18 protein-coding genes and 1 other annotated feature are annotated in these 22580 nt (G+C 42.7%); of the genes, 16 read left to right on the top strand and 2 right to left on the bottom strand.

The window, feature by feature from the left end; genetic code table 11:
- The first annotated feature begins 6 nt into the window (after positions 1 to 6).
- The 7 genes from leuD to yihA all read left to right on the top strand — a co-directional run bounded on the left by leuD (position 7) and on the right by yihA (position 9648).
- Positions 7 to 606 (top strand): 3-isopropylmalate dehydratase small subunit, encoded by a 600-nt coding sequence (gene leuD / locus C6W21_RS08510; protein ID WP_060596899.1) that lies wholly within the window; start codon positions 7 to 9, stop codon positions 604 to 606.
- A gap of 125 nt (positions 607 to 731) precedes the next feature.
- The gene (gene ddcA / locus C6W21_RS08505) at positions 732 to 1739 is read left to right on the top strand and encodes a DNA damage checkpoint antagonist DdcA (RefSeq protein ID WP_106049990.1); all 1008 of its coding nucleotides are present in this window, start codon (positions 732 to 734) and stop codon (positions 1737 to 1739) included.
- A 239-nt stretch (positions 1740 to 1978) separates the two neighbouring features.
- Positions 1979 to 3253: a trigger factor gene (gene tig, locus C6W21_RS08500; RefSeq protein ID WP_106049989.1), complete on the top strand. Its 1275-nt coding sequence runs from the start codon at positions 1979 to 1981 to the stop codon at positions 3251 to 3253.
- A 251-nt stretch (positions 3254 to 3504) separates the two neighbouring features.
- Positions 3505 to 4770, top strand: a complete 1266-nt coding sequence (gene clpX / locus C6W21_RS08495) for an ATP-dependent protease ATP-binding subunit ClpX (protein WP_012010785.1) — start codon at positions 3505 to 3507, stop codon at positions 4768 to 4770.
- Positions 4771 to 4906: 136 nt separating this feature from the next.
- Positions 4907 to 6568: an ATP-dependent protease LonB gene (gene lonB, locus C6W21_RS08490; RefSeq protein WP_106056118.1), complete on the top strand. Its 1662-nt coding sequence runs from the start codon at positions 4907 to 4909 to the stop codon at positions 6566 to 6568.
- A gap of 171 nt (positions 6569 to 6739) precedes the next feature.
- Complete coding sequence (gene lon, locus C6W21_RS08485) at positions 6740 to 9064, top strand: endopeptidase La (protein ID WP_106049988.1); 2325 nt, start codon at positions 6740 to 6742, stop codon at positions 9062 to 9064.
- Positions 9061 to 9648, top strand: coding sequence for a ribosome biogenesis GTP-binding protein YihA/YsxC (yihA, locus tag C6W21_RS08480; RefSeq protein ID WP_106049987.1), 588 nt, complete (start codon positions 9061 to 9063; stop codon positions 9646 to 9648). The genes lon and yihA overlap by 4 nt, the downstream gene beginning before the upstream one ends.
- A 59-nt stretch (positions 9649 to 9707) precedes the next feature.
- Here yihA and C6W21_RS08475 read toward each other — a convergent pair whose 3' ends face one another.
- Positions 9708 to 10193, bottom strand: coding sequence for a hypothetical protein (locus tag C6W21_RS08475; protein WP_106049986.1), 486 nt, complete (start codon positions 10191 to 10193; stop codon positions 9708 to 9710).
- A gap of 242 nt (positions 10194 to 10435) precedes the next feature.
- Here C6W21_RS08475 and hemA point away from each other — a divergent pair, with 242 nt between their 5' ends.
- The 8 genes from hemA to ysxE all read left to right on the top strand — a co-directional run bounded on the left by hemA (position 10436) and on the right by ysxE (position 19206).
- Entirely contained in the window at positions 10436 to 11803 is a 1368-nt protein-coding gene (gene hemA / locus C6W21_RS08470; protein ID WP_106049985.1) for a glutamyl-tRNA reductase, read from the top strand.
- 7 nt (positions 11804 to 11810) lie between these two features.
- Positions 11811 to 12641, top strand: coding sequence for a cytochrome c biogenesis protein (locus C6W21_RS08465; protein ID WP_106049984.1), 831 nt, complete (start codon positions 11811 to 11813; stop codon positions 12639 to 12641).
- A gap of 41 nt (positions 12642 to 12682) precedes the next feature.
- Positions 12683 to 13618, top strand: a complete 936-nt coding sequence (gene hemC / locus C6W21_RS08460; protein WP_106049983.1) for a hydroxymethylbilane synthase — start codon at positions 12683 to 12685, stop codon at positions 13616 to 13618.
- Entirely contained in the window at positions 13615 to 14406 is a 792-nt protein-coding gene (locus tag C6W21_RS08455) for a uroporphyrinogen-III synthase (RefSeq protein WP_106049982.1), read from the top strand. The genes hemC and C6W21_RS08455 overlap by 4 nt, the downstream gene beginning before the upstream one ends.
- Positions 14403 to 15374, top strand: coding sequence for a porphobilinogen synthase (gene hemB, locus C6W21_RS08450; protein ID WP_106049981.1), 972 nt, complete (start codon positions 14403 to 14405; stop codon positions 15372 to 15374). Before C6W21_RS08455 ends, hemB begins: the two co-directional genes overlap by 4 nt.
- A gap of 27 nt (positions 15375 to 15401) precedes the next feature.
- Positions 15402 to 16694: a glutamate-1-semialdehyde 2,1-aminomutase gene (gene hemL / locus C6W21_RS08445; protein WP_106049980.1), complete on the top strand. Its 1293-nt coding sequence runs from the start codon at positions 15402 to 15404 to the stop codon at positions 16692 to 16694.
- A gap of 153 nt (positions 16695 to 16847) precedes the next feature.
- Positions 16848 to 18137 (top strand): LysM peptidoglycan-binding domain-containing protein, encoded by a 1290-nt coding sequence (locus C6W21_RS08440; RefSeq protein WP_106049979.1) that lies wholly within the window; start codon positions 16848 to 16850, stop codon positions 18135 to 18137.
- A 37-nt stretch (positions 18138 to 18174) separates the two neighbouring features.
- Entirely contained in the window at positions 18175 to 19206 is a 1032-nt protein-coding gene (gene ysxE / locus C6W21_RS08435) for a spore coat protein YsxE (protein WP_106049978.1), read from the top strand.
- Between the two features lie 46 nt (positions 19207 to 19252).
- Here ysxE and C6W21_RS08430 read toward each other — a convergent pair whose 3' ends face one another.
- Positions 19253 to 19441 (bottom strand): hypothetical protein, encoded by a 189-nt coding sequence (locus C6W21_RS08430; RefSeq protein ID WP_003216497.1) that lies wholly within the window; start codon positions 19439 to 19441, stop codon positions 19253 to 19255.
- A 168-nt stretch (positions 19442 to 19609) separates the two neighbouring features.
- Positions 19610 to 19839 (top strand) — a binding site (T-box leader).
- 59 nt (positions 19840 to 19898) lie between these two features.
- On the opposite strand from C6W21_RS08430, the gene C6W21_RS08425 reads away from it, so the two are divergent.
- Positions 19899 to 22541: a valine--tRNA ligase gene (locus C6W21_RS08425; protein WP_106049977.1), complete on the top strand. Its 2643-nt coding sequence runs from the start codon at positions 19899 to 19901 to the stop codon at positions 22539 to 22541.
- Positions 22542 to 22580 lie beyond the last annotated feature (39 nt).

Genomic DNA, 22580 nt, shown 5'->3' with positions numbered 1-22580 from the left:
ACATAGATGGAGCCTTTAGTTACACACAAAGGGAAAGCCGCTGTACTTAACCGTATCAATGTAGATACAGATCAAATTATTCCGAAGCAATTTTTGAAGAGAATTGAACGAACAGGATATGGCAGATTTGCCTTTTTCGACTGGCGGTATTTAGCTGATGGCAGCCCAAATCCTGATTTCGAGCTGAATCAGCCGATTTATGAAGGAGCATCTATTTTAATCGCAGGAGAAAACTTTGGCTGCGGATCATCAAGGGAACATGCCCCTTGGGCACTTGATGATTATGGTTTCAAAATTGTCATCGCACCATCATTCGCAGATATTTTTCACCAAAACTGCTTTAAAAATGGGATGCTTCCAATTCGTCTTGATTATGATGTGTGGAAAACATTCGCTGCGTCATATGAGAACAAAGGGTATGAGATGACGGTTGATCTTGAAAAACAGCAAATAGAAGATCACGAAGGGAATATCACTCCTTTTGATGTGGACCCACACTGGAGAGAAATGCTCCTGAATGGCTATGATGAGATCTCATTAACTTTACTACTAGAAGATGACATTCAAGCATTTGAAGATAAGCGCAGCAGCTGGCTGCGTGCGTAAACAAAAAGAAGCCGTCCGCCCGAGGTGTGACGGCTTCTTTTTTGCATGAAAACCTCTCGTTACTTGTGTTTACTAACCTACGTTGGTAAACTGATAAAAAATATGCGCCCGAAAGGAACGTAAGCATGAAACATGACAAGAAGAAAGATAATGTCATTTTGTTTCCTGGTCTGAAAGAAAGACTGATTGAAAAAGGAATGGCAGCATTAAAAGATAAACAGTATCAAGAGGCGCTTCACTTGTTTTCAGAAGCAAAATCTTATGATGACGATGAAGAATCTGATATTCACCTCGGCATGGCGATTTGTTTTCTGGAGCTGGGTGAGCTGCAGGATGCAAAGCGTGTTTGTGAAAAGATGCTGAATGAGGGGTATGGACACTATTTCACCGTGCTTCAAGTGTATATGACGATCTTAATTCAGCTGAAAGAATATGAAGAAGTGAAGCAGACAATTGAGGCAGTACTTGAAGAAAATCACCTTCCAGCAGAAAGTGCGGAGCATTTTTACAAGCTGCTCGAATTTAGCAGAAAAATGATCGAATCACCTGAACAGATTTTAGATGAAGATGAGGAAGACGGCGGTGAAATCAATATAGATGATATGCTCGAGCGGCCAGAAGAGCAGGTGCAGTTCATCCATTCGCTGAAAGACCGGAACGTCACACCGCATATGGGTCTATTAAATACGATCCTACAAAAGCCTGATGGTAACCCTGTGGTCAAATCATTGATCCTGCAGCTTCTGTCAGATCATGCTGTGGCAAAGCCGGTTCATGTGACGAAATTCGGTGATTCTTTAACACTTGTTCCCTCTGAGGCTGTAAAGCCAGAGCAGATGCCGCTACTTCAGCAAGTCCTTCGTAAGCTCGATGACACACTTGGCAATGAGAACCCAACCCTTTACCAAGGCGTGGAAGAGTTATGGCGCCGGCACTTATTTGTGCTTTATCCATTTCTTCCTAAATACACAGATCCGAATCTTTGGGCAGCAGCACTTCATAAAGTCGGCTATGAAATGCATGGGATCGAGATTGACCTCGAAGAATTGCATCTATTGTATGAATTTAATGAACGAGAGCTGAGAGAAGCTTGCACAATGCTGAAAGATATTGAAGAAATTTCTTATTTGTAATTTGTCGATTTAGTTGAAAGACGGACTTGTTATGTTATAATATAATGGTTGTATTTGTGCATATATAGTGCAGTTGTAGATTCCAACGGTTGAAAGGCGATATGTATAATCAAGTCAAATATTGTATACATAATACCGCTTCTTTAGCGGCGTGCGTGGTTTTTGATTGGACGAAGTCTTTATGATGCTTTAGAATGTAACAACGCACAATCTGAATAGATTTTTGGAGGGAAACACACATGTCAGTAAAATGGGAAAAACAAGAAGGTAACGAAGGCGTCTTAACTGTAGAAGTTGATGCTGAAACATTTAACAAAGCACTTGATGATGCGTTTAAGAAAGTTGTCAAGCAAGTATCGATCCCTGGATTCCGTAAAGGGAAAGTACCACGTGGTCTTTTCGAACAGCGTTTTGGTGTAGAGTCTCTTTATCAAGATGCATTAGATATTCTTCTTCCAGTTGAATATCCAAAAGCAATCGACGAAGCTGGTATCGAGCCAGTTGACCGCCCTGAAATCGATGTTGAGAAAATCGAAAAAGGCGAAAGCTTAATCTTCACTGCAAAAGTAACAGTGAAGCCTGAAGTGAAACTTGGTGACTACAAAGGTCTTAACGTAGAAAAAGACGACGCAACTGTCACTGATGAAGATGTACAAGAAGAGTTAAAAGGCATGCAAAACCGTCAAGCTGAGCTTGTTGTCAAAGAAGAAGGCGTAATCGAAAACGGCGATACAGTTGTTCTTGATTTCGAAGGATTCGTTGATGGAGAAGCATTCGAAGGCGGAAAAGCTGAGAACTACTCTCTTGAAGTAGGTTCTGGTTCATTCATCCCTGGTTTCGAAGAACAGTTAGTTGGTCTTGAAGCTGGCGCTGAAAAAGAGGTAGAAGTCACTTTCCCAGAAGAATACCATGCTGAAGACCTTGCAGGTAAACCAGCTGTATTCAAAGTGAAAATTCACGAAATCAAAGCAAAAGAACTTCCAGCACTTGACGATGAGTTCGCGAAAGATGTTGATGAAGAAGTAGAAACTCTTGCTGAACTAACTGAAAAAACGAAGAAACGTCTTGAAGAAGCTAAAGAAAACGAAGCAGAAGGTAAACTTCGTGAAGAGCTAGTGGAGAAAGCTTCTGAAAATGCGGAAGTTGACATCCCACAAGCGATGGTTGACACTGAGCTAGACCGCATGATGAAAGAATTCGAACAACGTCTTCAAATGCAAGGGATGAACCTTGAGCTTTACTTCCAATTCTCTGGTCAAGATGAAGATGCGCTGAAAGAGCAAATGAAAGAAGATGCTGCTAAACGCGTGAAATCTAACCTAACGCTTGAAGCAATTGCTGCTACAGAAAACTTACAAGTGTCTGATGAAGAAGTAGAAGAAGAACTTTCAAAAATGGCTGAAGCATACAACATGCCAATTGAAAATATCAAACAAGCGATCGGATCTACTGACGCAATGAAAGAAGATCTAAAAGTTCGCAAAGCAATTGATTTTCTTGTAGAAAACCGTTAATATGGTGCATAATAATAAAACAGGGCGCGAGTGACTCGTGCCTTGTTTTGTACAATTTTTGACTTATCATCGCTTCTTTTGGAAACGATAGTGTAAGTCGCATCTTTCTGTTATACATATCTCAATGTACAGTGTTAAAAACACATCATTACCGTCTTTTAGGAAAGTATGGTAAAATGCATACATACTGGACCCAGAAAGGTAGCTGACTGTTAGCTACAGGCAAGTGAAGAAGAATAAGGGGTGAAAGAATGTTTAAATTCAACGAGGAAAAAGGTCAATTAAAATGCTCGTTTTGCGGAAAAACGCAAGATCAAGTGCGTAAACTGGTCGCAGGACCTGGCGTATATATATGTGATGAATGTATCGAGCTTTGCACGGAAATAGTTGAAGAAGAGCTCGGCACTGAGGAAGAAGTTGAATTCAAGGATGTTCCGAAGCCTCATGAAATTCGGGAGATTCTTGATGAATATGTCATCGGACAAGAAAATGCGAAGAAATCCTTAGCTGTAGCGGTGTATAACCACTACAAACGGATCAATTCTAACAGCAAGATTGATGATGTTGAGCTTTCGAAAAGTAATATCTCTATGATTGGGCCAACAGGAAGCGGTAAAACATTACTTGCTCAAACGCTTGCTCGTATTTTAAATGTCCCATTTGCGATTGCAGATGCAACATCTTTAACTGAAGCTGGTTATGTTGGTGAAGACGTAGAGAATATTTTACTAAAGCTGATCCAAGCAGCAGATTATGATGTAGAAAAAGCGGAAAAAGGCATTATCTACATCGATGAAATCGATAAAGTAGCAAGAAAATCAGAAAACCCTTCTATCACTCGTGATGTATCTGGGGAAGGTGTTCAGCAAGCACTATTGAAAATTCTTGAAGGAACTGTCGCTAGTGTACCGCCTCAAGGTGGACGTAAGCATCCTCATCAAGAATTCATTCAAATTGATACAACAAATATCCTCTTTATTTGTGGTGGAGCCTTTGACGGCATTGAGCAAATCATCAAACGCCGCTTAGGTCAAAAAGTCATTGGATTCGGTGCGGAAAATAAAATCGAAGATCTTGAAAAAGAAGTTCTTCTATCAAAAGTACTCCCAGAAGACTTGCTTCGCTTCGGTTTAATCCCAGAATTCATCGGCCGTCTACCGGTTATTGCAAGCCTAGAGCCGTTAGATGAAAAAGCACTTGTAGAGATCTTGACGAAGCCTAAAAATGCACTCGTGAAGCAGTATACAAAAATGCTTGAGCTTGATGATGTAGAGCTTGAGTTTGAAGAAGATGCTCTAAGCGAAATTGCGAAAAAAGCAATTGAGCGTAAAACAGGGGCTCGTGGTCTACGTTCAATCATTGAAGGCATTATGCTTGATGTGATGTTTGACCTTCCATCACGTGATGATATTGAAAAATGTGTGATCACTGGTGCAACGGTTGCTGATGGCGAATCGCCGCGTCTTGTGTTAAAGGACGGCACAGTCGTCAATAAAGATACGAAAACATCTGCATAAGAGTAGTCTCACTCCTGAATCTTTTTGATTCAGGAGTTTTTTATTTATCGTGGAAGATGTGTTTATTCCGTCCAGCTCTAGGAAATACTAGCAGACAGAAACCAATACATACGATAGATGAAGGAGGGAGCACCGATTGAGCTGGACAGGAATCGTTTTATTCATACAACTGTTCTTTGGTATCGTCATCGGGCTGTACTTTTGGAACTTACTGCGAAATCAGCGCACACAAAAGGTGACGATAGACAAAGAGTCCAAGAAAGAAATGGAAGCACTCAGAAAGATGCGGTCAATCAAGCTGAGTGAACCTTTATCAGAGAGAGTCCGGCCAAAGGGGTTTCAAGATATTGTAGGGCAGGAAGACGGCATTCGCGCACTAAAAGCGGCACTATGCGGGCCGAATCCTCAGCATGTCATCGTCTACGGACCACCGGGAGTCGGTAAAACAGCCGCTGCCCGTCTTGTGATGGAAGAAGCGAAGCGTCACGCTGATTCACCATTTAAAAAAGATGCTGTCTTTGTAGAGCTCGATGCCACAACTGCGAGATTCGATGAACGAGGCATCGCAGACCCGCTCATTGGTTCTGTGCATGACCCGATTTATCAAGGGGCAGGCGCTATGGGACAGGCGGGCATTCCGCAGCCAAAACAAGGAGCCGTCACACATGCTCATGGCGGGGTTCTGTTTATAGATGAAATTGGCGAGCTGCATCCGATCCAAATGAACAAAATGCTCAAAGTGCTTGAAGATCGGAAAGTCTTTTTAGACAGTGCATACTACAGTGAAGAAAACACACAAATTCCGAATCACATTCATGATATTTTCCAAAATGGACTTCCAGCCGATTTTCGATTGATTGGTGCCACGACAAGAACACCTGACGAAATTCCACCAGCGATCCGGTCAAGGTGTCTCGAAATTTTCTTTAAGGACCTTGACCAGCATGAACTGAAAATCGTCGCTGCCAAGGCTGTCAAAAAAATTCAAAAGGAATTAAGTGATGAAGGTCTGAACCTGTTAACCTCCTATGTGAAAAATGGACGTGAAGCGGTCAACATGGTGCAGATTGCTGCTGGGATGGCGGTCACGGAAAACCGAAAAGACATCACAATCGAAGATGTAGAATGGGTCATTCATTCAAGCCAGCTGACACCAAGATATGAACAAAAAGTACCGGAAAAGCCAAAAGTGGGGGTAGTCAATGGACTGGCCGTTTATGGACCAAACAGCGGTGCCCTGCTTGAGATTGAAGTGAACATCTGTAAGGCGCTTGAAAAAGGCAGTATCAATATTACAGGCATTGCAGAAGAAGAAAGCATTGGCAATCAGTCGAAATCCATTAGACGGAAAAGTATGGCCAAAGGGTCAGTTGAAAATGTATTAACGGTGCTTCGAAATTTAGGCATTCGGACAAATGAATATGACATCCATATTAATTTTCCAGGCGGTGCCCCTATTGATGGACCGTCTGCTGGGATTGCCATGGCGACCGCAATCTTCTCAGCCATACATCAAATCCCGATTGATCATCTGACAGCCATGACGGGTGAAATCGGATTGCAGGGTCAGGTGAAGCCGATCGGTGGTGTAATACCGAAGATTAAGGCAGCGAAACAAGCTGGTGCCACAACCGTCATTATTCCTTATGACAACCAGCAGTCGATCTTAAAAGAAATTGAAGGGGTCACCATTGTGCCTGTGAAGCACTTCCAAGAAGTGCTGGATCAGTGTTTGGTCAACCCGCCAGACGAGAAGAAAGATGGACTAGAAGACGAAATGAAAAGAAAATCTGTTTAATCCCCATCACATATGGGGATTTTTTAGTGAAATAGATCTTTTTTTCTTTTTCAAGATAAAAAGAAAGGGTATACTACGGTAAGATCAACATTTCTCAAGTCTTTTACATTGTACAAGACTGAAACAGGTATATTATAATGATTCATACTAGTGACGGAGGTGTCAATCAACATGGCAGATGAAATCAAAAAGAATGTTCCGCTCCTTCCATTGCGAGGTTTGCTTGTTTATCCAACAATGGTCTTGCATTTGGACGTTGGACGCGAGAAGTCTGTTCAAGCATTAGAACAGGCGATGATGAACGATCATATGATTTTTCTAGCAACACAGCGGGAAATTTCAATAGATGAACCAGGTGAAGAAGAAATTTTCAAAGTCGGCACCTACACAAAGATTAAACAAATGCTGAAGCTGCCAAATGGAACGATTCGTGTACTCGTTGAAGGCTTAAATCGAGCGCAGATCGAATCATACGTCGAGCTGGAGGACTATACGTCCGTCGACATTAAAGAATTGGCAGAAGAAGAATTAAAGGACGCAGAAGCAGAAGCACTCATGCGCACATTGTTAGATCACTTTGATCAATACATAAAAATTTCAAAAAAAATCTCAGCTGAAACATATGCAACAGTGACGGATATTGAGGAACCGGGGAGAATGGCAGATATCGTTGCTTCTCACCTGCCGCTCAAATTAAAGGACAAACAAGAAGTACTGGAAACAGTGGATGTCAAAAAACGGCTGAACCGGGTCATCAGCTTAATACACAATGAAAAAGAAGTACTGGAGATTGAAAAGAAAATCGGGCAGCGCGTGAAACGCTCAATGGAACGTACGCAAAAAGAATATTATTTGCGTGAACAAATGAAAGCCATCCAAAAGGAGCTTGGAGACAAAGAAGGGAAAACGGGCGAAGTCAGTTCTTTAATGTCTAAAATCGAAGAGTCGAGCATGCCGGATTCTGTTCGTGAAACGGCGATCAAAGAATTGAATCGTTATGAAAAAATTCCTGCAAGCTCTGCTGAGAGCTCTGTGATTCGAAATTATATTGATTGGCTGATCAATCTTCCATGGGGCATCTATACAGAAGATCGTCTAGATTTAAAGCTTGCAAGTGAAATTTTAGATGATGAGCATCACGGGCTGGAAAAGGTCAAAGAACGGGTGCTTGAATATCTTGCTGTACAGAAGCTGACCAATTCATTAAAAGGACCGATTCTTTGCTTAGCAGGACCTCCTGGGGTAGGGAAAACGTCACTTGCTAAATCTATTGCCAAATCACTTGACCGAAAGTTTATCCGTATCTCCCTTGGCGGTGTGCGTGATGAGTCTGAGATCCGTGGACATAGAAGAACGTATGTAGGTGCGATGCCAGGCCGTATCATTCGCGGGATGAGCAAAGCAGGAACGATGAATCCGGTGTTCCTTTTAGATGAAATCGATAAGATGTCCTCTGATTTTAGAGGCGATCCATCTTCTGCGATGCTCGAAGTCTTAGACCCAGAGCAAAATCATAACTTTAGCGATCACTATATTGAAGAAACATTTGATTTGTCTCAGGTGCTATTTATTGCCACTGCCAACAATTTAGCAACCATTCCAGGTCCACTTCGTGATAGAATGGAGATTATCACGATTGCAGGGTATACAGAGGTTGAAAAAGCAGAAATTGTGAAAGATCACCTTCTGCCGAAGCAGCTAAAGGAGCACGGATTAAAGAAAGGGAACTTGCAGCTTCGTGAAGCAGCGATTTATGATACGATTCGCTATTACACAAGAGAAGCTGGTGTTCGTGGATTAGAGCGTCAGCTTGCGGCGATATGCCGTAAAGCGGCAAGAGCGATTGTGGCTGAAGACCGCAAACGCATCACGGTGACGGAAAAGAACTTATCTGAATTTCTCGGAAAAAGACTTTACCGTTATGGCCAGGCTGAAACGACAGACCAAGTGGGGGTTGTCACAGGACTTGCGTATACCACTGTTGGCGGAGATACCTTGTCGATTGAGGTATCACTTTCTCCGGGTAAAGGCAAGCTGTTGTTAACAGGTAAGCTTGGTGATGTCATGAGAGAATCTGCACAGGCGGCATTCAGTTATATTCGTTCGAAAGCAGATGAACTGAACATTGATCCTAATTTTAATGAAAAGCATGATATTCATATCCATGTTCCAGAGGGTGCGGTTCCAAAGGACGGGCCATCAGCTGGTATCACCATTGCGACGGCTCTTGTATCAGCCCTCACAGGACGACCTGTGTCAAAAGAGGTTGGTATGACAGGAGAGATTACGTTAAGAGGAAGAGTGCTTCCAATTGGCGGACTAAAAGAAAAAGCATTAGGCGCACATCGCGCAGGACTGAAAACCATTATTCTTCCAAAGGACAATGAGAAGGATATTGATGATATTCCTGAAAGTGTGAGAGAAGGACTAACCTTTATTCCGGTCTCGCATTTAGATGAAGTGCTTGAGAAAGCGTTGGTAGGAGAGGGAAGATGAAAGTAACAAAATCAGATATCGTCATTAGTGCGGTAAAACCAGAGCAGTACCCGAGCGGGGGACTGCCTGAAATCGCGCTTGCTGGACGATCAAATGTTGGGAAGTCCTCGTTCATCAACTCATTGATTAATCGTAAAAATTTAGCGCGTACGTCTTCTAAACCAGGTAAGACCCAAACGCTTAATTTCTACATTATTAATGATATGCTCCATTTTGTGGACGTTCCAGGCTACGGCTTTGCTAAAGTATCAAAAACAGAGCGCGAAGCCTGGGGTAGAATGATCGAAACGTATATTACAATGCGTGAAGAATTAAAAGCAGTCGTCCAAATTGTGGATCTGCGTCATAAGCCATCAGTAGATGATGTGAACATGTATGAATTCCTTAAATATTACGGAGTTCCCGTGATCGTCATCGCAACAAAGGCGGATAAAATTCCAAAAGGCAAATGGGAAAAACATGCGAAAGTCGTCAAACAGACGCTTGACATTGACCCATCAGATGAACTGGTCTTGTTCTCTTCTGAAACAAAAAAGGGAAAAGACGAAGCCTGGAATGCCATCCTTGCGAAGGTTAACAGCTAAAAGAAAAGGCATCTGTCATGGACAGGTGCCTTTTTATCTTTGTTTTTTTGTTGTATAAGTTATTTCCTTTTTAAAAATAATAAGAGGAGACTGACAGCAATCAGTACATAAGGCCAGTACAATTCAAAATCGGAAGTAGGGATCGAAAGGGAACTTAGCTGTTTTGTAATTTGCTGAAAGAAATAAAGGAACAGACCGAGTGCAATTAGTACAACACTTTCAATACGATATTCTTTTTTCTGAGATGATTTCACAAAGAGTGCAAGTCCAACGATGAATACGATCATCGTAAATGTGTCTGGCCAGTGGTCCAATTTTGGCTGAAGAATAAAGTGTAGCGAAAGGCCCGTCATAAGCATACCGATAAACACATGAGCGCTTTCTTGCTCCTTCTTTCCTTGATATAAGAAAGCCAGGCCAAAAAGCAGTACAAGTGTATACCATTTCTCTTGATCCTTCCAAATGTCAAATTGACCTCCTGAGAGAATGGCATATAGCGCTACAGCCAGCAAAGTGAGCGGCAGCAAAATGGATTTCTTCTTCAAAGATGTCACCTTCTTTTAAGCAGATCATTTGTCCGCACGCGCCAAATCTGGTAAATTGCTTGAAGTGATGATATGGCATAATCGGTGTCGAACATTTTTCTACTATATCACAACATTTTTGAAATCTGTTCACAATTTTCATCCAGTTAAAAATGAATATATGTTATAATCATTATAAATAATAAATTCTATATTGTAATTATTATAAATTATACAGGGCGTTGGGGGTGCAAGCTGAAGTTATGCATATTCTTGTTGTGGGTTTAGATTATAAAACAGCCCCTGTTGAGATACGGGAACAGCTGAGCTTTGAACCGAGCGAGCTCGGAACAGCGATGTCCAAGCTTAAAGAAGAAAAAAGCATTCTAGAGAATATCGTCATCTCAACATGTAATCGAACAGAGATCTACGCAGTGGTAGATCAGCTTCATACTGGACGGTTTTATATAAAAAGATTTTTAGCTGATTGGTTCGGTTTAGAAAAGGAAGATGTCTCTCCATATTTGAAGTTCTATGAAAATGATGGAGCGGTCGAGCATTTATTCCGTGTGGCCTGTGGACTTGATTCCATGGTGATTGGCGAAACACAAATACTTGGTCAAGTGCGCTCTAGCTTTAAAGTAGCTCAAGAGGAGAAGACCATTGGTACCGTTTTTAATTATTTATGCAAACAGGCGGTCACCGTTGCAAAACGCTCTCATGCGGAAACAGACATTGCATCTAATGCCGTGTCTGTCAGCTATGCAGCTGTTGAGCTTGCGAAAAAAATCTTTGGACGTCTTTCTGATAAGCATGTCCTGATTCTTGGTGCGGGTAAAATGGGCGAACTAGCGACTCAAAACCTTCAAGGTCAAGGGATTGGTCAAGTAACGGTTATCAATCGCACGTATGAGAAAGCAAAAGAATTGGCGGGCCGTTTTTCAGGAGAGCCTAAAAGCTTAAACCAATTGGAAAAAACATTATCCGAAGCAGACATTTTAATTAGCTCCACTGGTGCGAAACAATTTGTCATTACAAAAGAAATGGTCGAAAGTGCGAATAAAAAGCGGAAGGGCAGACCACTATTTATGGTGGATATTGCTGTGCCCCGTGATTTAGATCCAGCCATTTCTGAAGTAGAAGGTGCTTTTTTGTATGACATTGATGACCTTGAGGGCATCGTGGCAGCCAACTTAAAAGAGCGCCGTGCGGTGGCTGAGCAGGTTGAGCTCCTCATTGAAGCAGAAATTGTGGAATTTAAGCAATGGCTGAATACGCTTGGTGTGGTTCCTGTCATTTCTGCACTTAGAGAAAAGGCGCTGACGATTCAAGCGGATACGATGCAGAGTATTGAACGAAAGCTTCCGAACCTCACACACCGTGAAATGAAGCTATTAAATAAACATACGAAAAGTATTATCAATCAGATGCTGAAAGATCCTATCTTAAAGGCAAAAGAAATTGCTGCGGAGCCGAATGCAGAGGAAAAACTTTTACTCTTCAAAGAAATCTTTGATTTACAGGTTGAAGATGAAGAGCAAAAGGTGGAGCCTGTACAGGTGGAGCAAGGGTCATTTCAGCTGTTCAAACCAAATATGGCACAAGGCTTTGCTACAGTTGCCAGTGAGTGATTAAGCGATGATGGAATCCATTGTAGCGAGACTAGGCGAAGCGACGACCTTGATCTATGCACTAAGTGTCTTGTTCTATTTCATAGATTTTCTTCAACACAACCGGAAGGCTGGAAAAATGGCTTTCTGGTTGCTTTCTATTGTCTGGCTGCTGCAAACAGTCTACATGTTCTATATTATGATGGAAACAGACCGATTCCCTGTGTTGAATGTAGCAGAGGGGTTATATTTTTATACGTGGGTGCTTGTGACCCTTTCACTTGTTCTCACAAAAGTATTGCGTGTTGAATTTATCGTCTTTTTTACAAATGTCATCGGTTTTTCCTTGATGGCGATTCACACCTTTACACCATCTGATCTCCACTCTGCAGAACTAACGGGGAAGTTGACGAGTGAATTGCTTGTGATTCATATTACGATGGCGATTTTATCATACGGCGCCTTTTCACTTTCATTTGCTTTCTCTCTTCTCTATCTCTTTCAATATCGCTTGCTGAAAAAGAAAAAATGGGGAAAATGGCTTCTGAGAATTGAAGATTTATCGAAGCTTGATCATATGGCATACGTATTAAACATTATTGGTGTGCCAATGCTCTTGCTTAGTTTGATTCTTGGCATCATTTGGGCATATATTTCGTATGATACGTTGTACTGGACAGATGCAAAGGTGCTTGGTTCGTTTATTATGCTGTTTTTATACGGCCTTTACTTATATATCAGATTGGTGAGAAATATGCAGGGCAAAATCGTGGCACTGTGGAATGTCGGTTCATTCCTTGTGCTGATGATCAATTATTTTCTGCTTGGTAGCTTATCAACCTTTCATTGGTTTCAATAAATAATGATGAGTCTTAAGGGCATTGTCGGGAGGAAGACGTATTGCGTACAATTAAAGTAGGTTCTAGAAGAAGTAAGCTTGCAATTACACAAACAAAATGGGTCATTCAAAAGCTGTCTGAACTAAACCCTTCTTATTCTTTTGAAATAAAAGAGATTGTGACAAAGGGTGATCAAATTTTAGATGTGACCTTATCGAAGGTTGGCGGAAAAGGACTGTTTGTTAAAGAAATTGAACAGGCGATGCTGAATCATGACATCGATATGGCGGTTCACAGTATGAAGGATATGCCGGCTGCTCTTCCTGAAGGGTTAGTCATTGGCTGTATTCCTGAGCGTGAAGATGTAAGGGACGCTCTTATTTCGAAGGATCATCTGCGTCTTCATGAACTGCCAAAGGGTGCTATTGTGGGAACGAGCAGCTTACGGCGCAGTGCCCAGCTTCTTCAGGAAAGACCAGATCTTGACATTAAGTGGATTCGAGGAAACATTGATACACGTTTGGAAAAGCTGAAAAATGAAGAATATGATGCCATTATTCTAGCGGCTGCCGGTCTGTCCAGAATGGGATGGAGCAAAGAGGTCGTGTCGGAATTTTTATCTCCTGAGACTTGCCTGCCCGCCGTTGGCCAAGGCGCTTTGTCGATTGAGTGCCGCGGCGATGATGAAGAGCTATTGGAGCTTCTTGCACAATTTACGAATGAATATACGAAGAAAACGGTTCTCGCTGAACGAGCCTTCCTCAAACAAATGGATGGCAGCTGTCAGGTGCCGATCGCTGGCTATGCAACGATGAATGAGCGTGATGAAATTGAACTGACAGGTCTTGTGGCATCTGCTGACGGACACACGATTATTCGAGAAACCGTAACAGGCACTGACCCTGAGACAATTGGAACAGCATGTGCGAAGCAGATGGCTGATAAGGGAGCAAAGGATTTAATCGACAAGGTGAAAAAGGATCTGTCCTCCCAATGACCATAGGCAAATCGCTTCACGGACAGACGGTGCTTGTCACTCGAAATGAACGTCAAGCGGGTGTGTTTCAGCAGAAGATTGAAGAGCTGAACGGCCATGCTGTTTTAACCTCTCTTATTAGGTTTGAGCCTACGCTCACAAATGAAAAAGCGCAGGCCTTTTTAAAGGACTTAGAAATTAGCCACTGGCTTGTTTTCACAAGTGTAAATGGTGCGTCTTTTTTTCTGAGCTACATAGAGGACCATCATTTACATAAGAGTTTATCCCATTTGAAAGTGGCTGCTGTAGGTGAGAAAACCTCTGCCTATCTTGAGCAGCACGGCTTGAAGGTGGATGTGGTACCAGAACGATTCATAGCGGAAGAGCTCGCAGATGCGTTACTCGATCATGTGCGTCCGGGAGAGCGTGTGTTTGTAGCAAAAGGACACCTGTCTCGAGATGTCGTGAAGAAAACCCTCACTCCGCTTGGCATAGAAGTAAAGGAATGGATTTTATATGAAACCGTCAAGGATGAGGAAGGAATTGCCGCTCTCAAAACGGCAATGACGAAGCAATCATTTGATTTTATTACATTTACGAGCTCATCCACTGTCCATTCATTTATGCATGCCATGGAGGCAGATGCAGCGAAGCTGGCTGCTTCTGACACCTGTTTTGTGACGATCGGTCCTCTGACAAAAGAGGCACTGCTTCAATACGGGATTTCTTCTGAAACCCCAGATACTTATACGATAAACGGAATGCTTGAATTGATGTGCCGTTTATCTGAAAGGAAGTTGAACCAATGATGAATTTTAACAGACACCGCAGACTGCGGACAAGCGCAGGAATGAGAGAATTAGTCAGAGAAACCTTTTTAAGACCATCTGATTTCATTTATCCGATCTTTTTTGTAGAGGGAGAAAATGTCCGTAAAGAAGTCCCTTCAATGCCGGGTGTTTATCATATTTCAGTGGACCTTATAAAAGAAGAAGTCCAAGAGCTTGCCGACCTTGGCATCAAATCGATCATTGTATTTGGTGTTCCAGATCATAAAGATCATGTGGGCAGTGAGGCGTATCACGATCATGGCATTGTTCAAAGAGCGACGCTTGAGATCAAAAAGCATTTCCCAGAGCTTGTGGTCATTGCAGACACTTGCTTATGCCAATATACAGATCATGGACACTGCGGCATCGTTGAAGATGGTGAAATTTTAAATGATGAATCTCTTCAGCTTTTAGCGAAAACTGCTGTTAGCCAAGCGCGTGCAGGTGCAGATATCATTGCTCCTTCCAATATGATGGATGGATTTGTTATTGCCATTCGTGAGGCACTCGATGAAGCAGGCTTTATTCATGTACCTGTCATGTCATATGCTGTGAAATATGCAAGTGCTTTTTACGGCCCGTTTCGTGACGCAGCGCATAGCACACCGCAGTTTGGAGATCGTAAAACATACCAAATGGACCCTGCAAACCGTTTAGAGGCACTAAGAGAAGCGCAGTCTGACGTAGAAGAGGGAGCTGACTTCCTCATTGTGAAACCATCCCTTTCTTATTTAGATATTATGCGTGATGTGAAAAATGAATTTACACTCCCTGTTGTTGCTTACAATGTGAGCGGAGAATATGCAATGGTCAAAGCCGCTGCTCAAAATGGCTGGATTTCTGAAAAAGAGCTTGTTCTTGAAATGCTGACAAGCATGAAACGTGCAGGAGCAGAGCTCATCATTACGTATCATGCAAAAGATGCAGCAAAATGGCTCTCAGAATAAAGAACGGATAGACAGGAGGACGTTGAAATGGGACGTAGCTATGAAAAATCAAAGCAAGCATTTGAGGAAGCGCAGCATTTAATGCCTGGTGGTGTCAACAGCCCTGTGCGTGCATTTAAATCAGTCAACACAGACCCGATTTTTATGGAACGAGGCAAAGGCGCCAAGATCTATGATATAGATGGAAATGAATACATCGATTATGTCTTATCATGGGGACCGCTAATTTTAGGGCATACGAATGACCGTGTGGTTGAAAGTATTCAGCGAGTGGCGGAACAGGGGACAAGCTTTGGAGCTTCCACGTTAGTTGAAAATGAATTAGCTAAGCTTGTATCAGAGAGGGTTCCTTCCATTGAAGTCATTCGTATGGTCAGCTCAGGTACAGAGGCGACCATGAGTGCACTTCGTCTAGCTCGCGGCTTTACAGGCAGAAATAAAATTGTGAAATTTGAAGGTTGCTATCATGGCCACGGTGATTCTTTGCTCATTAAAGCTGGTTCAGGTGTCGCAACGCTAGGGCTTCCAGATAGCCCAGGTGTACCTGAAGGGACTGCAAGCAACACGATCACAGTGCCGTACAATGATTTAGAAAGCATTCAAGTTGCTTTTCAGGAATTTGGAGACGATATTGCAGGTGTCATTGTCGAGCCGGTTGCAGGAAATATGGGAGTTGTTCCTCCGCAAGAAGGTTTCTTACAAGGGCTGAGAGACATCACGGAGCAATACGGAGCTTTACTCATTTTTGATGAGGTCATGACTGGCTTCCGTGTGGATTATCACTGCGCGCAAGGCTATTTTGGCATCACACCTGATCTGACGTGCCTTGGTAAAGTGATCGGAGGCGGTCTCCCTGTAGGCGCTTATGGCGGAAGAGCGGATATTATGAGACAAATTGCACCAAGCGGCCCAATTTACCAAGCAGGAACGTTATCTGGTAACCCACTTGCGATGACAGCAGGTTTAGAAACCTTAAAACAGCTGACACCTGCGTCTTATGAAGAGTTTAGACGAAAAGGAGACCGGCTGGAAGAAGGCATTTCAAAAGCGGCGAAAGCACACGGAATTCCATTAACGTTTAACCGTGCTGGTTCGATGATTGGATTCTTCTTTACAGATGAAGAAGTGGTCAATTATGACAAAGCAAAAACTGCTGATCTCGCTTTATTTGCTGAATTTTACAAGGAAATGGCCGACCACGGCATCTTCCTTCCACCTTCTCAATTCGAAGGACTGTTCCTGTCAACAGCTCATACAGATGAAGACATCGAATATACGATTGAGACAGTGGAAAAAGTATTTCAAAAACTGCGTCGATAAACGAAAGCCGATATGGGGACATATCGGCTTTTTATCATGACACAAGGCTTTTTTGTGTTGCTGAAAACCAATCATATTTTCACTGCCTCTCACATACATCTGTATTGACATCTAATTTTATTTTGAAGGATTAGATGAAAGGAGGACACCGACTTGTCTCAAAACAATCGATTACAGTTTTCGGTAGAAGAATCCATCTATTTCAAAAGCGGACAGGAAGTCAGTGAGCTGCTGTCTATTTCTCTCGATCCTGACATTCTCGTTCAAGAAGTGAATGATTATGTTTCGATTAGAGGTTCACTCGAGCTAACAGGAGAATACAACATAAATCAAGAGGAGCTATTGGGTGAATTGAGTTCCTATGCATCATACAGGGAAGCTGATGAGGTGAAGGTAAGAGAAGACGGAACGGCGGAGCTTCTGCATCAATTTCCAGTCGATATCACCATCCCTAAAAACAAAATCAGTCATTTAAATGATGTGTTTGTGTTTATTGATGCGTTTGATTACCAGCTGACAGAAAATCGTTTGCTTACCATTCAGGCTGATCTGGCAATTGAGGGTCTATTAGACGAGGAATTGCCTCAAGCGCCTGTAGAGGAGCCATATGAATTTGTCCATCGTCCTGAAGAAGAATATGGCGATGTGACCTACGATTATCAGCTGCAGCCAGAGCATGAGGAACAAGAAGACCTGCAAGACAATGAACGTGAGATCTATGATGATCAGGCTGTATTACAGCATGAAACACGCGCCGAGCAAGAAGAACAGGAAGAAGAAATTGAGATAGAGCTGGTGAGTAGGGAAGAAGAGGGAGAAACCGAAGAATTGGAAGAATTGGAAGAACCGGAGGAAACGGAAGAACCGGAGAGCCAAGAAGAAGTGGCACTTGGTTATCGCTCCTTACCTGAAGCTCAGGTGCAAGAACCAGCATTTTTTGAACCGCCTAAGCTCTTAGAAGAAGAGAAACGGGAAGATACGTTCTTTGAGGTGGAAGTGAGAAAGGATCCGGAAGCAGCCGAAGAGGAGGAAGAAACGGTTCAGCCGTATCCAATATTTGAATCACCCGCTTACCACGTAGAAGAGGAAGAGGAGCGAAAGGCGCAGGAGGATACGTACCAGCTCGGGCGGTTATATGAACGAGAAGCACCTAAAGTATATGAGTCAGCTCAAGAAGAAGAGGAGCCTGAATATGACGAGAGAGAAACGTCTGGCAGTGAGAATTCTCTTTATTTAACAAAGCTGTTTGCTAAGCAGGAGGAGGAAGATTTTTCTCGCATGAAAATATGTATAGTTCAGCAAGAAGATACGGTCGATCGCATTTGTGAGCGATATCAGTTGAGTGTGCAGCAGCTCCTTCGCACAAACTCATTATCGGTGGATGCGGAGCTTGAAGAAGGGCAGATTCTTTATATACCTGAATATCAAAAAAGCAATGCATAACAAGCGATGACCGACCGAGAAAATGTGGTGAGTGAACGTGGATGAAATCCAATCTGTCCTATACGAATACGGGCTTGAGGCGGAATACGTTGAACCTGTCAGTCCTGCTGTCGTCAAGGTATATACAAAGCAGGGCGTATTTGCCCTAAAGCGAGTAAAAGCCAACCGACATATGCAGTTTACAGAGCAAATGCTTGAACTAGAATCAAAGGGCTATCGCTCTTTTGTGCCGATTTATCGGACGAAGAGCGGTTCTTTTTTCTCAAGTCATCGTGAAAGCCAGTACGCATACTATCTCATGCCTTGGCTGACGAATGAAAAGAGAGAAGAGCAGGACGATAAACATGAATATTTATTTCAAGAGATTGCAAGACTTCATAAGCGGACTGAAGTGATGATGGATATCACAGAGCAAGAGATAGAAGCGCACTACACACAAATCAAGACCAAATGGGAAACAGAGAAAGATATGTATGAACGATTCATAGAGCGGGCAGAGCAGACTTGGTATATGTCCCCATTTGAACTGGCTGCTGCTATGTATTTTTCAGAGGCGATGTCAGCCAGCGAATTTGCGCTTGAACGATTAGAAGATTGGCATGAAGAAATGAAAGATCAAGAGACAACTCGTGTTGTGTTAAACCATGGGCAGCTGTCGATTCATCACTTTTTGTATAATGATGTGGGCACAGGACATTTCACCAATTTTGAGCGGTCTAAAAAAGCCGCCCCCATTTATGACCTTCTGACTTTTTACTTTCGGACTTTCAAAACCTATCCCACGTCTTGTCCTGAATGCACTTCCTTGTTTTATACGTACCAAAAAGGAAATCCTCTTCGGGAGGAAGAGCTGCATTTGTTTCTTAGTTACCTTGCTTATCCGCAAGGTCTGTTTGATACAGTAAAAGCCTATGTAGCAGGCGGACAGGATGAAATGGAAAGCTGTCAGCAGCTGTTAAGAGCGTATTGGCAGATGAAAAATTCAGAGCCGACCGTCATGAAGATTCACGAGATTGAGCAGGCTAGACGGCTTGAAGAAGAACAAAGTGCCTCGTCATCAGCGGAATGACGAGGTTGTTTTGTGTTCACATTGGCCGGTACATAAGCGCGAGTGTTTAAAACCAATCAAGGTGAAAGGCGCAGGCGAGAAAAATCAGAATACCTAGGATGAGGACGTCAAATGTTGTGGGGAAAATGATCGTACGAAACCCTTGAAATATCGCAATCGGTAGAACGACTTGGGAGGCAACTGCCCGAATTTGTCTCAGCCAGGGGGGAAGTGTGTAAGGATTGATCTTCTTCAAAGCAAACGCCCTCCTTCTTCATTTTGTTATTATCATATGGGCAAAGGTAGGAAGGGTGCCTGCCCAATTTGTATAAAGAAGAAGAAAAGCGGAAAAGATGATTGACGAAAACAAAAAGCATTTAGTAATATAAATAAAAGATGAGTATGTGCTGATGAACGTGATATATCGTAAGCGTGGATCAGGAAGAGTACGAGCAAGACCCTAAAGAGAGGGAGACCATGAGCTGAAAGGTTTCCTAGGATGTACTTGTTTGGAAGGTCGCCTGTGAGCTTAATTTCTTGAATGAACAAGTAGAGAAATTCGGGAGAACCCCGTTATCCTTTAGAGTGTATGGGACACGTCTATGTGTTCCATGAAAAAAGGTGGTACCGCGAAAAAGCTTTTTCGTCCTTTTATAAGGATGGAAAGGCTTTTTTTATGTTTCATCAGCCGAAAAAATGTGGAGGTTACACAAATGGGAACAAATAATCAAGAAATGCCAACAAAGTACGATCCAAATGCGATTGAAAAAGACCGCTATACGTACTGGCTTGAAGGGAAATTCTTCGAAGCACAAAATGACAAAACGAAAGATCCATATACAGTCGTCATTCCTCCACCAAACGTGACAGGAAAACTGCACCTTGGGCATGCATGGGATTCTACACTTCAAGACATCGTGACACGTATGAAACGGATGCAGGGCTATGACGTTCTATGGCTTCCAGGAATGGATCATGCCGGTATTGCTACCCAAGCAAAGGTAGAGGCAAAGCTTCGCGAAGAAGGCGTAAGCCGTTATGACCTTGGCCGGGAGAAATTTGTGGAAGAAACGTGGAAATGGAAAGAAGAATATGCGGACTTTATTCGCAGCCAGTGGGCGAAAATGGGACTTGGCCTCGATTATTCGCGTGAACGTTTTACATTAGATGAAGGTCTGAATAAAGCCGTACGCCAAGTGTTTGTCCAATTGTATGAAAAAGGGCTTATCTATCGCGGAGAGTACATCATTAACTGGGATCCAGCGACGAAAACGGCACTTTCTGATATTGAAGTCATTTATAAAGATGTTCAAGGCGCGTTTTATCACTTGAGATATCCGCTTTCAGATGGCACAGGATCAATTGAAATTGCGACAACAAGACCTGAAACAATGCTTGGAGATACAGCAGTAGCCGTGCACCCTGATGACGAACGCTATCAGCATTTGATTGGAAAAACAGTGGTATTACCAATTACAGGCCGCGAGATTCCAATCGTTGCTGATGACTATGTCGATATGGAGTTTGGTTCAGGAGCTGTGAAAATTACACCTGCTCATGACCCGAATGACTTTGAGCTTGGAAACCGCCATAAGCTAGAGCGTATCCTTGTCATGAATGAAGATGGCACAATGAATGCAAATGCATTGCAATACAAAGGAATGGATCGCTTTGAATGCCGTAAACAGCTTGTAAAAGATTTGCAAGAAGAAGGTATTTTGTTCAAAATTGAGGACCACATGCATTCAGTTGGACATAGTGAGCGAAGCGGAGCTGTCGTTGAACCTTATTTATCTACTCAATGGTTTGTAAAAATGCAGCCGCTGGCAGACGAAGCCATTAACCTTCAAAATGGGGACGATCAAGTTCAATTTGTTCCAGACCGCTTTGAAAAGACGTATTTACACTGGATGGAAAATATCCGTGACTGGTGTATTTCTCGTCAGCTATGGTGGGGACACCGCATTCCAGCTTGGTATCATAAAGAAACGAAAGAGGTATACGTTGGACTGGAAGCACCAGAAGATATAGAAAACTGGGAACAGGATAACGATGTGCTTGATACATGGTTTAGTTCAGCGCTTTGGCCTTTCTCTACAATGGGCTGGCCGGATGCAGATAGTGAAGACTTCAAGCGCTACTATCCAACAAACCTGCTTGTTACAGGCTATGACATCATTTTCTTCTGGGTCTCTCGCATGATCTTCCAAGGTCTTGAATTCACAGGAGAAAAACCGTTCAAAGACGTCCTTATTCATGGGCTGATCCGTGACGAGCAAGGACGTAAAATGAGTAAGTCGCTAGGTAACGGAATTGATCCAATGGAGGTCATCGACAAGTACGGTGCAGATTCATTAAGATATTTCTTAGCAACTGGAAGCTCACCAGGTCAGGATCTTCGCTTTAGCTTTGAAAAGGTTGAATCCACTTGGAACTTTGCAAACAAAATTTGGAACGCATCACGTTTTGCTTTAATGAACATGGATGGCTTAACGTATGATGAGCTTGATTTAACTGGAGAAAAATCAGTTGCTGACCAATGGATTTTAACCCGCTTAAATGAAACGATTGAAAGTGTCACACAGCTTGCTGACAAGTATGAATTTGGTGAAGTGGGCAGACATTTATACAACTTCATTTGGGATGATTTCTGTGATTGGTACATTGAAATGGCGAAGCTTCCGCTTTATGGAGAAGATGAAGCGGCGAAGAAAACGACTCGTTCGATCCTTGCGTACGTATTAGATCAGACGATGAGACTTCTTCATCCGTTCATGCCATTCTTAACAGAAGAAATCTGGCAGCATCTTCCGCACGAAGGTGAATCGATTACTGTAGCGGCTTGGCCTGAGGTGAAGCCGGAGCTTTCAAACGAACAAGCTTCTGCTGATATGAAACTGCTTGTGGAACTCATCCGTTCTGTTCGTAACATCCGCAGTGAAGTGAATACGCCAATGAGCAAACAGGTTGAACTTTACATTAAAGCTTCTACATCTGATGTTCAGGAACGTTTAGAGAAAAATCGTTCATATATTGAGCGCTTCACAAATCCAAGTGTACTTGAAATTGGCACAGATGTCCCAGCTAGTGATAAAGCGATGACGGCTGTTATTTCTGGAGCAGAGCTCATTCTGCCGCTTGAAGGCTTAATCAACTTAGATGAGGAAATCGCTCGTCTGCAAAAAGAGCTTGATAAGCTGACAAAAGAAGTAGAACGTGTCCAGAAAAAGCTTGGCAACGAAGGCTTTATGAAAAAAGCGCCTGAAAGTGTCGTAGAAGAAGAGCGTGCGAAAGAACGTGACTATGTCGCAAAACGCGAAGCTGTTCAAAAGCGCATTGAAGAGCTGAAAGCATAAGGTTGAAAAGACGGCTCCTAACAAAATGGAGTCGTCTTT

The organism is Bacillus sp. NMCN1 (assembly GCF_002998085.1).
Lineage (GTDB): Bacteria > Bacillota > Bacilli > Bacillales > Bacillaceae > Bacillus.
Note: the sequence above shows the minus strand (reverse complement) of the source record. Positions and strands in the feature narration are given on the sequence as shown.

What these genes read in the sequence shown, in the direction of transcription:
- leuD (WP_060596899.1), top strand. Translation starts at nt 7, where the DNA reads ATGGAGCCTTTAGTTACACACAAAGGGAAAGCCGCTGTACTTAACCGT.
- ddcA (WP_106049990.1), top strand. Translation starts at nt 732, where the DNA reads ATGAAACATGACAAGAAGAAAGATAATGTCATTTTGTTTCCTGGTCTG.
- tig (WP_106049989.1), top strand. Translation starts at nt 1,979, where the DNA reads ATGTCAGTAAAATGGGAAAAACAAGAAGGTAACGAAGGCGTCTTAACT.
- clpX (WP_012010785.1), top strand. Translation starts at nt 3,505, where the DNA reads ATGTTTAAATTCAACGAGGAAAAAGGTCAATTAAAATGCTCGTTTTGC.
- lon (WP_106049988.1), top strand. Translation starts at nt 6,740, where the DNA reads ATGGCAGATGAAATCAAAAAGAATGTTCCGCTCCTTCCATTGCGAGGT.
- yihA (WP_106049987.1), top strand. Translation starts at nt 9,061, where the DNA reads ATGAAAGTAACAAAATCAGATATCGTCATTAGTGCGGTAAAACCAGAG.
- hemA (WP_106049985.1), top strand. Translation starts at nt 10,436, where the DNA reads ATGCATATTCTTGTTGTGGGTTTAGATTATAAAACAGCCCCTGTTGAG.
- C6W21_RS08465 (WP_106049984.1), top strand. Translation starts at nt 11,811, where the DNA reads ATGATGGAATCCATTGTAGCGAGACTAGGCGAAGCGACGACCTTGATC.
- C6W21_RS08455 (WP_106049982.1), top strand. Translation starts at nt 13,615, where the DNA reads ATGACCATAGGCAAATCGCTTCACGGACAGACGGTGCTTGTCACTCGA.
- hemB (WP_106049981.1), top strand. Translation starts at nt 14,403, where the DNA reads ATGATGAATTTTAACAGACACCGCAGACTGCGGACAAGCGCAGGAATG.
- hemL (WP_106049980.1), top strand. Translation starts at nt 15,402, where the DNA reads ATGGGACGTAGCTATGAAAAATCAAAGCAAGCATTTGAGGAAGCGCAG.
- C6W21_RS08425 (WP_106049977.1), top strand. Translation starts at nt 19,899, where the DNA reads ATGGGAACAAATAATCAAGAAATGCCAACAAAGTACGATCCAAATGCG.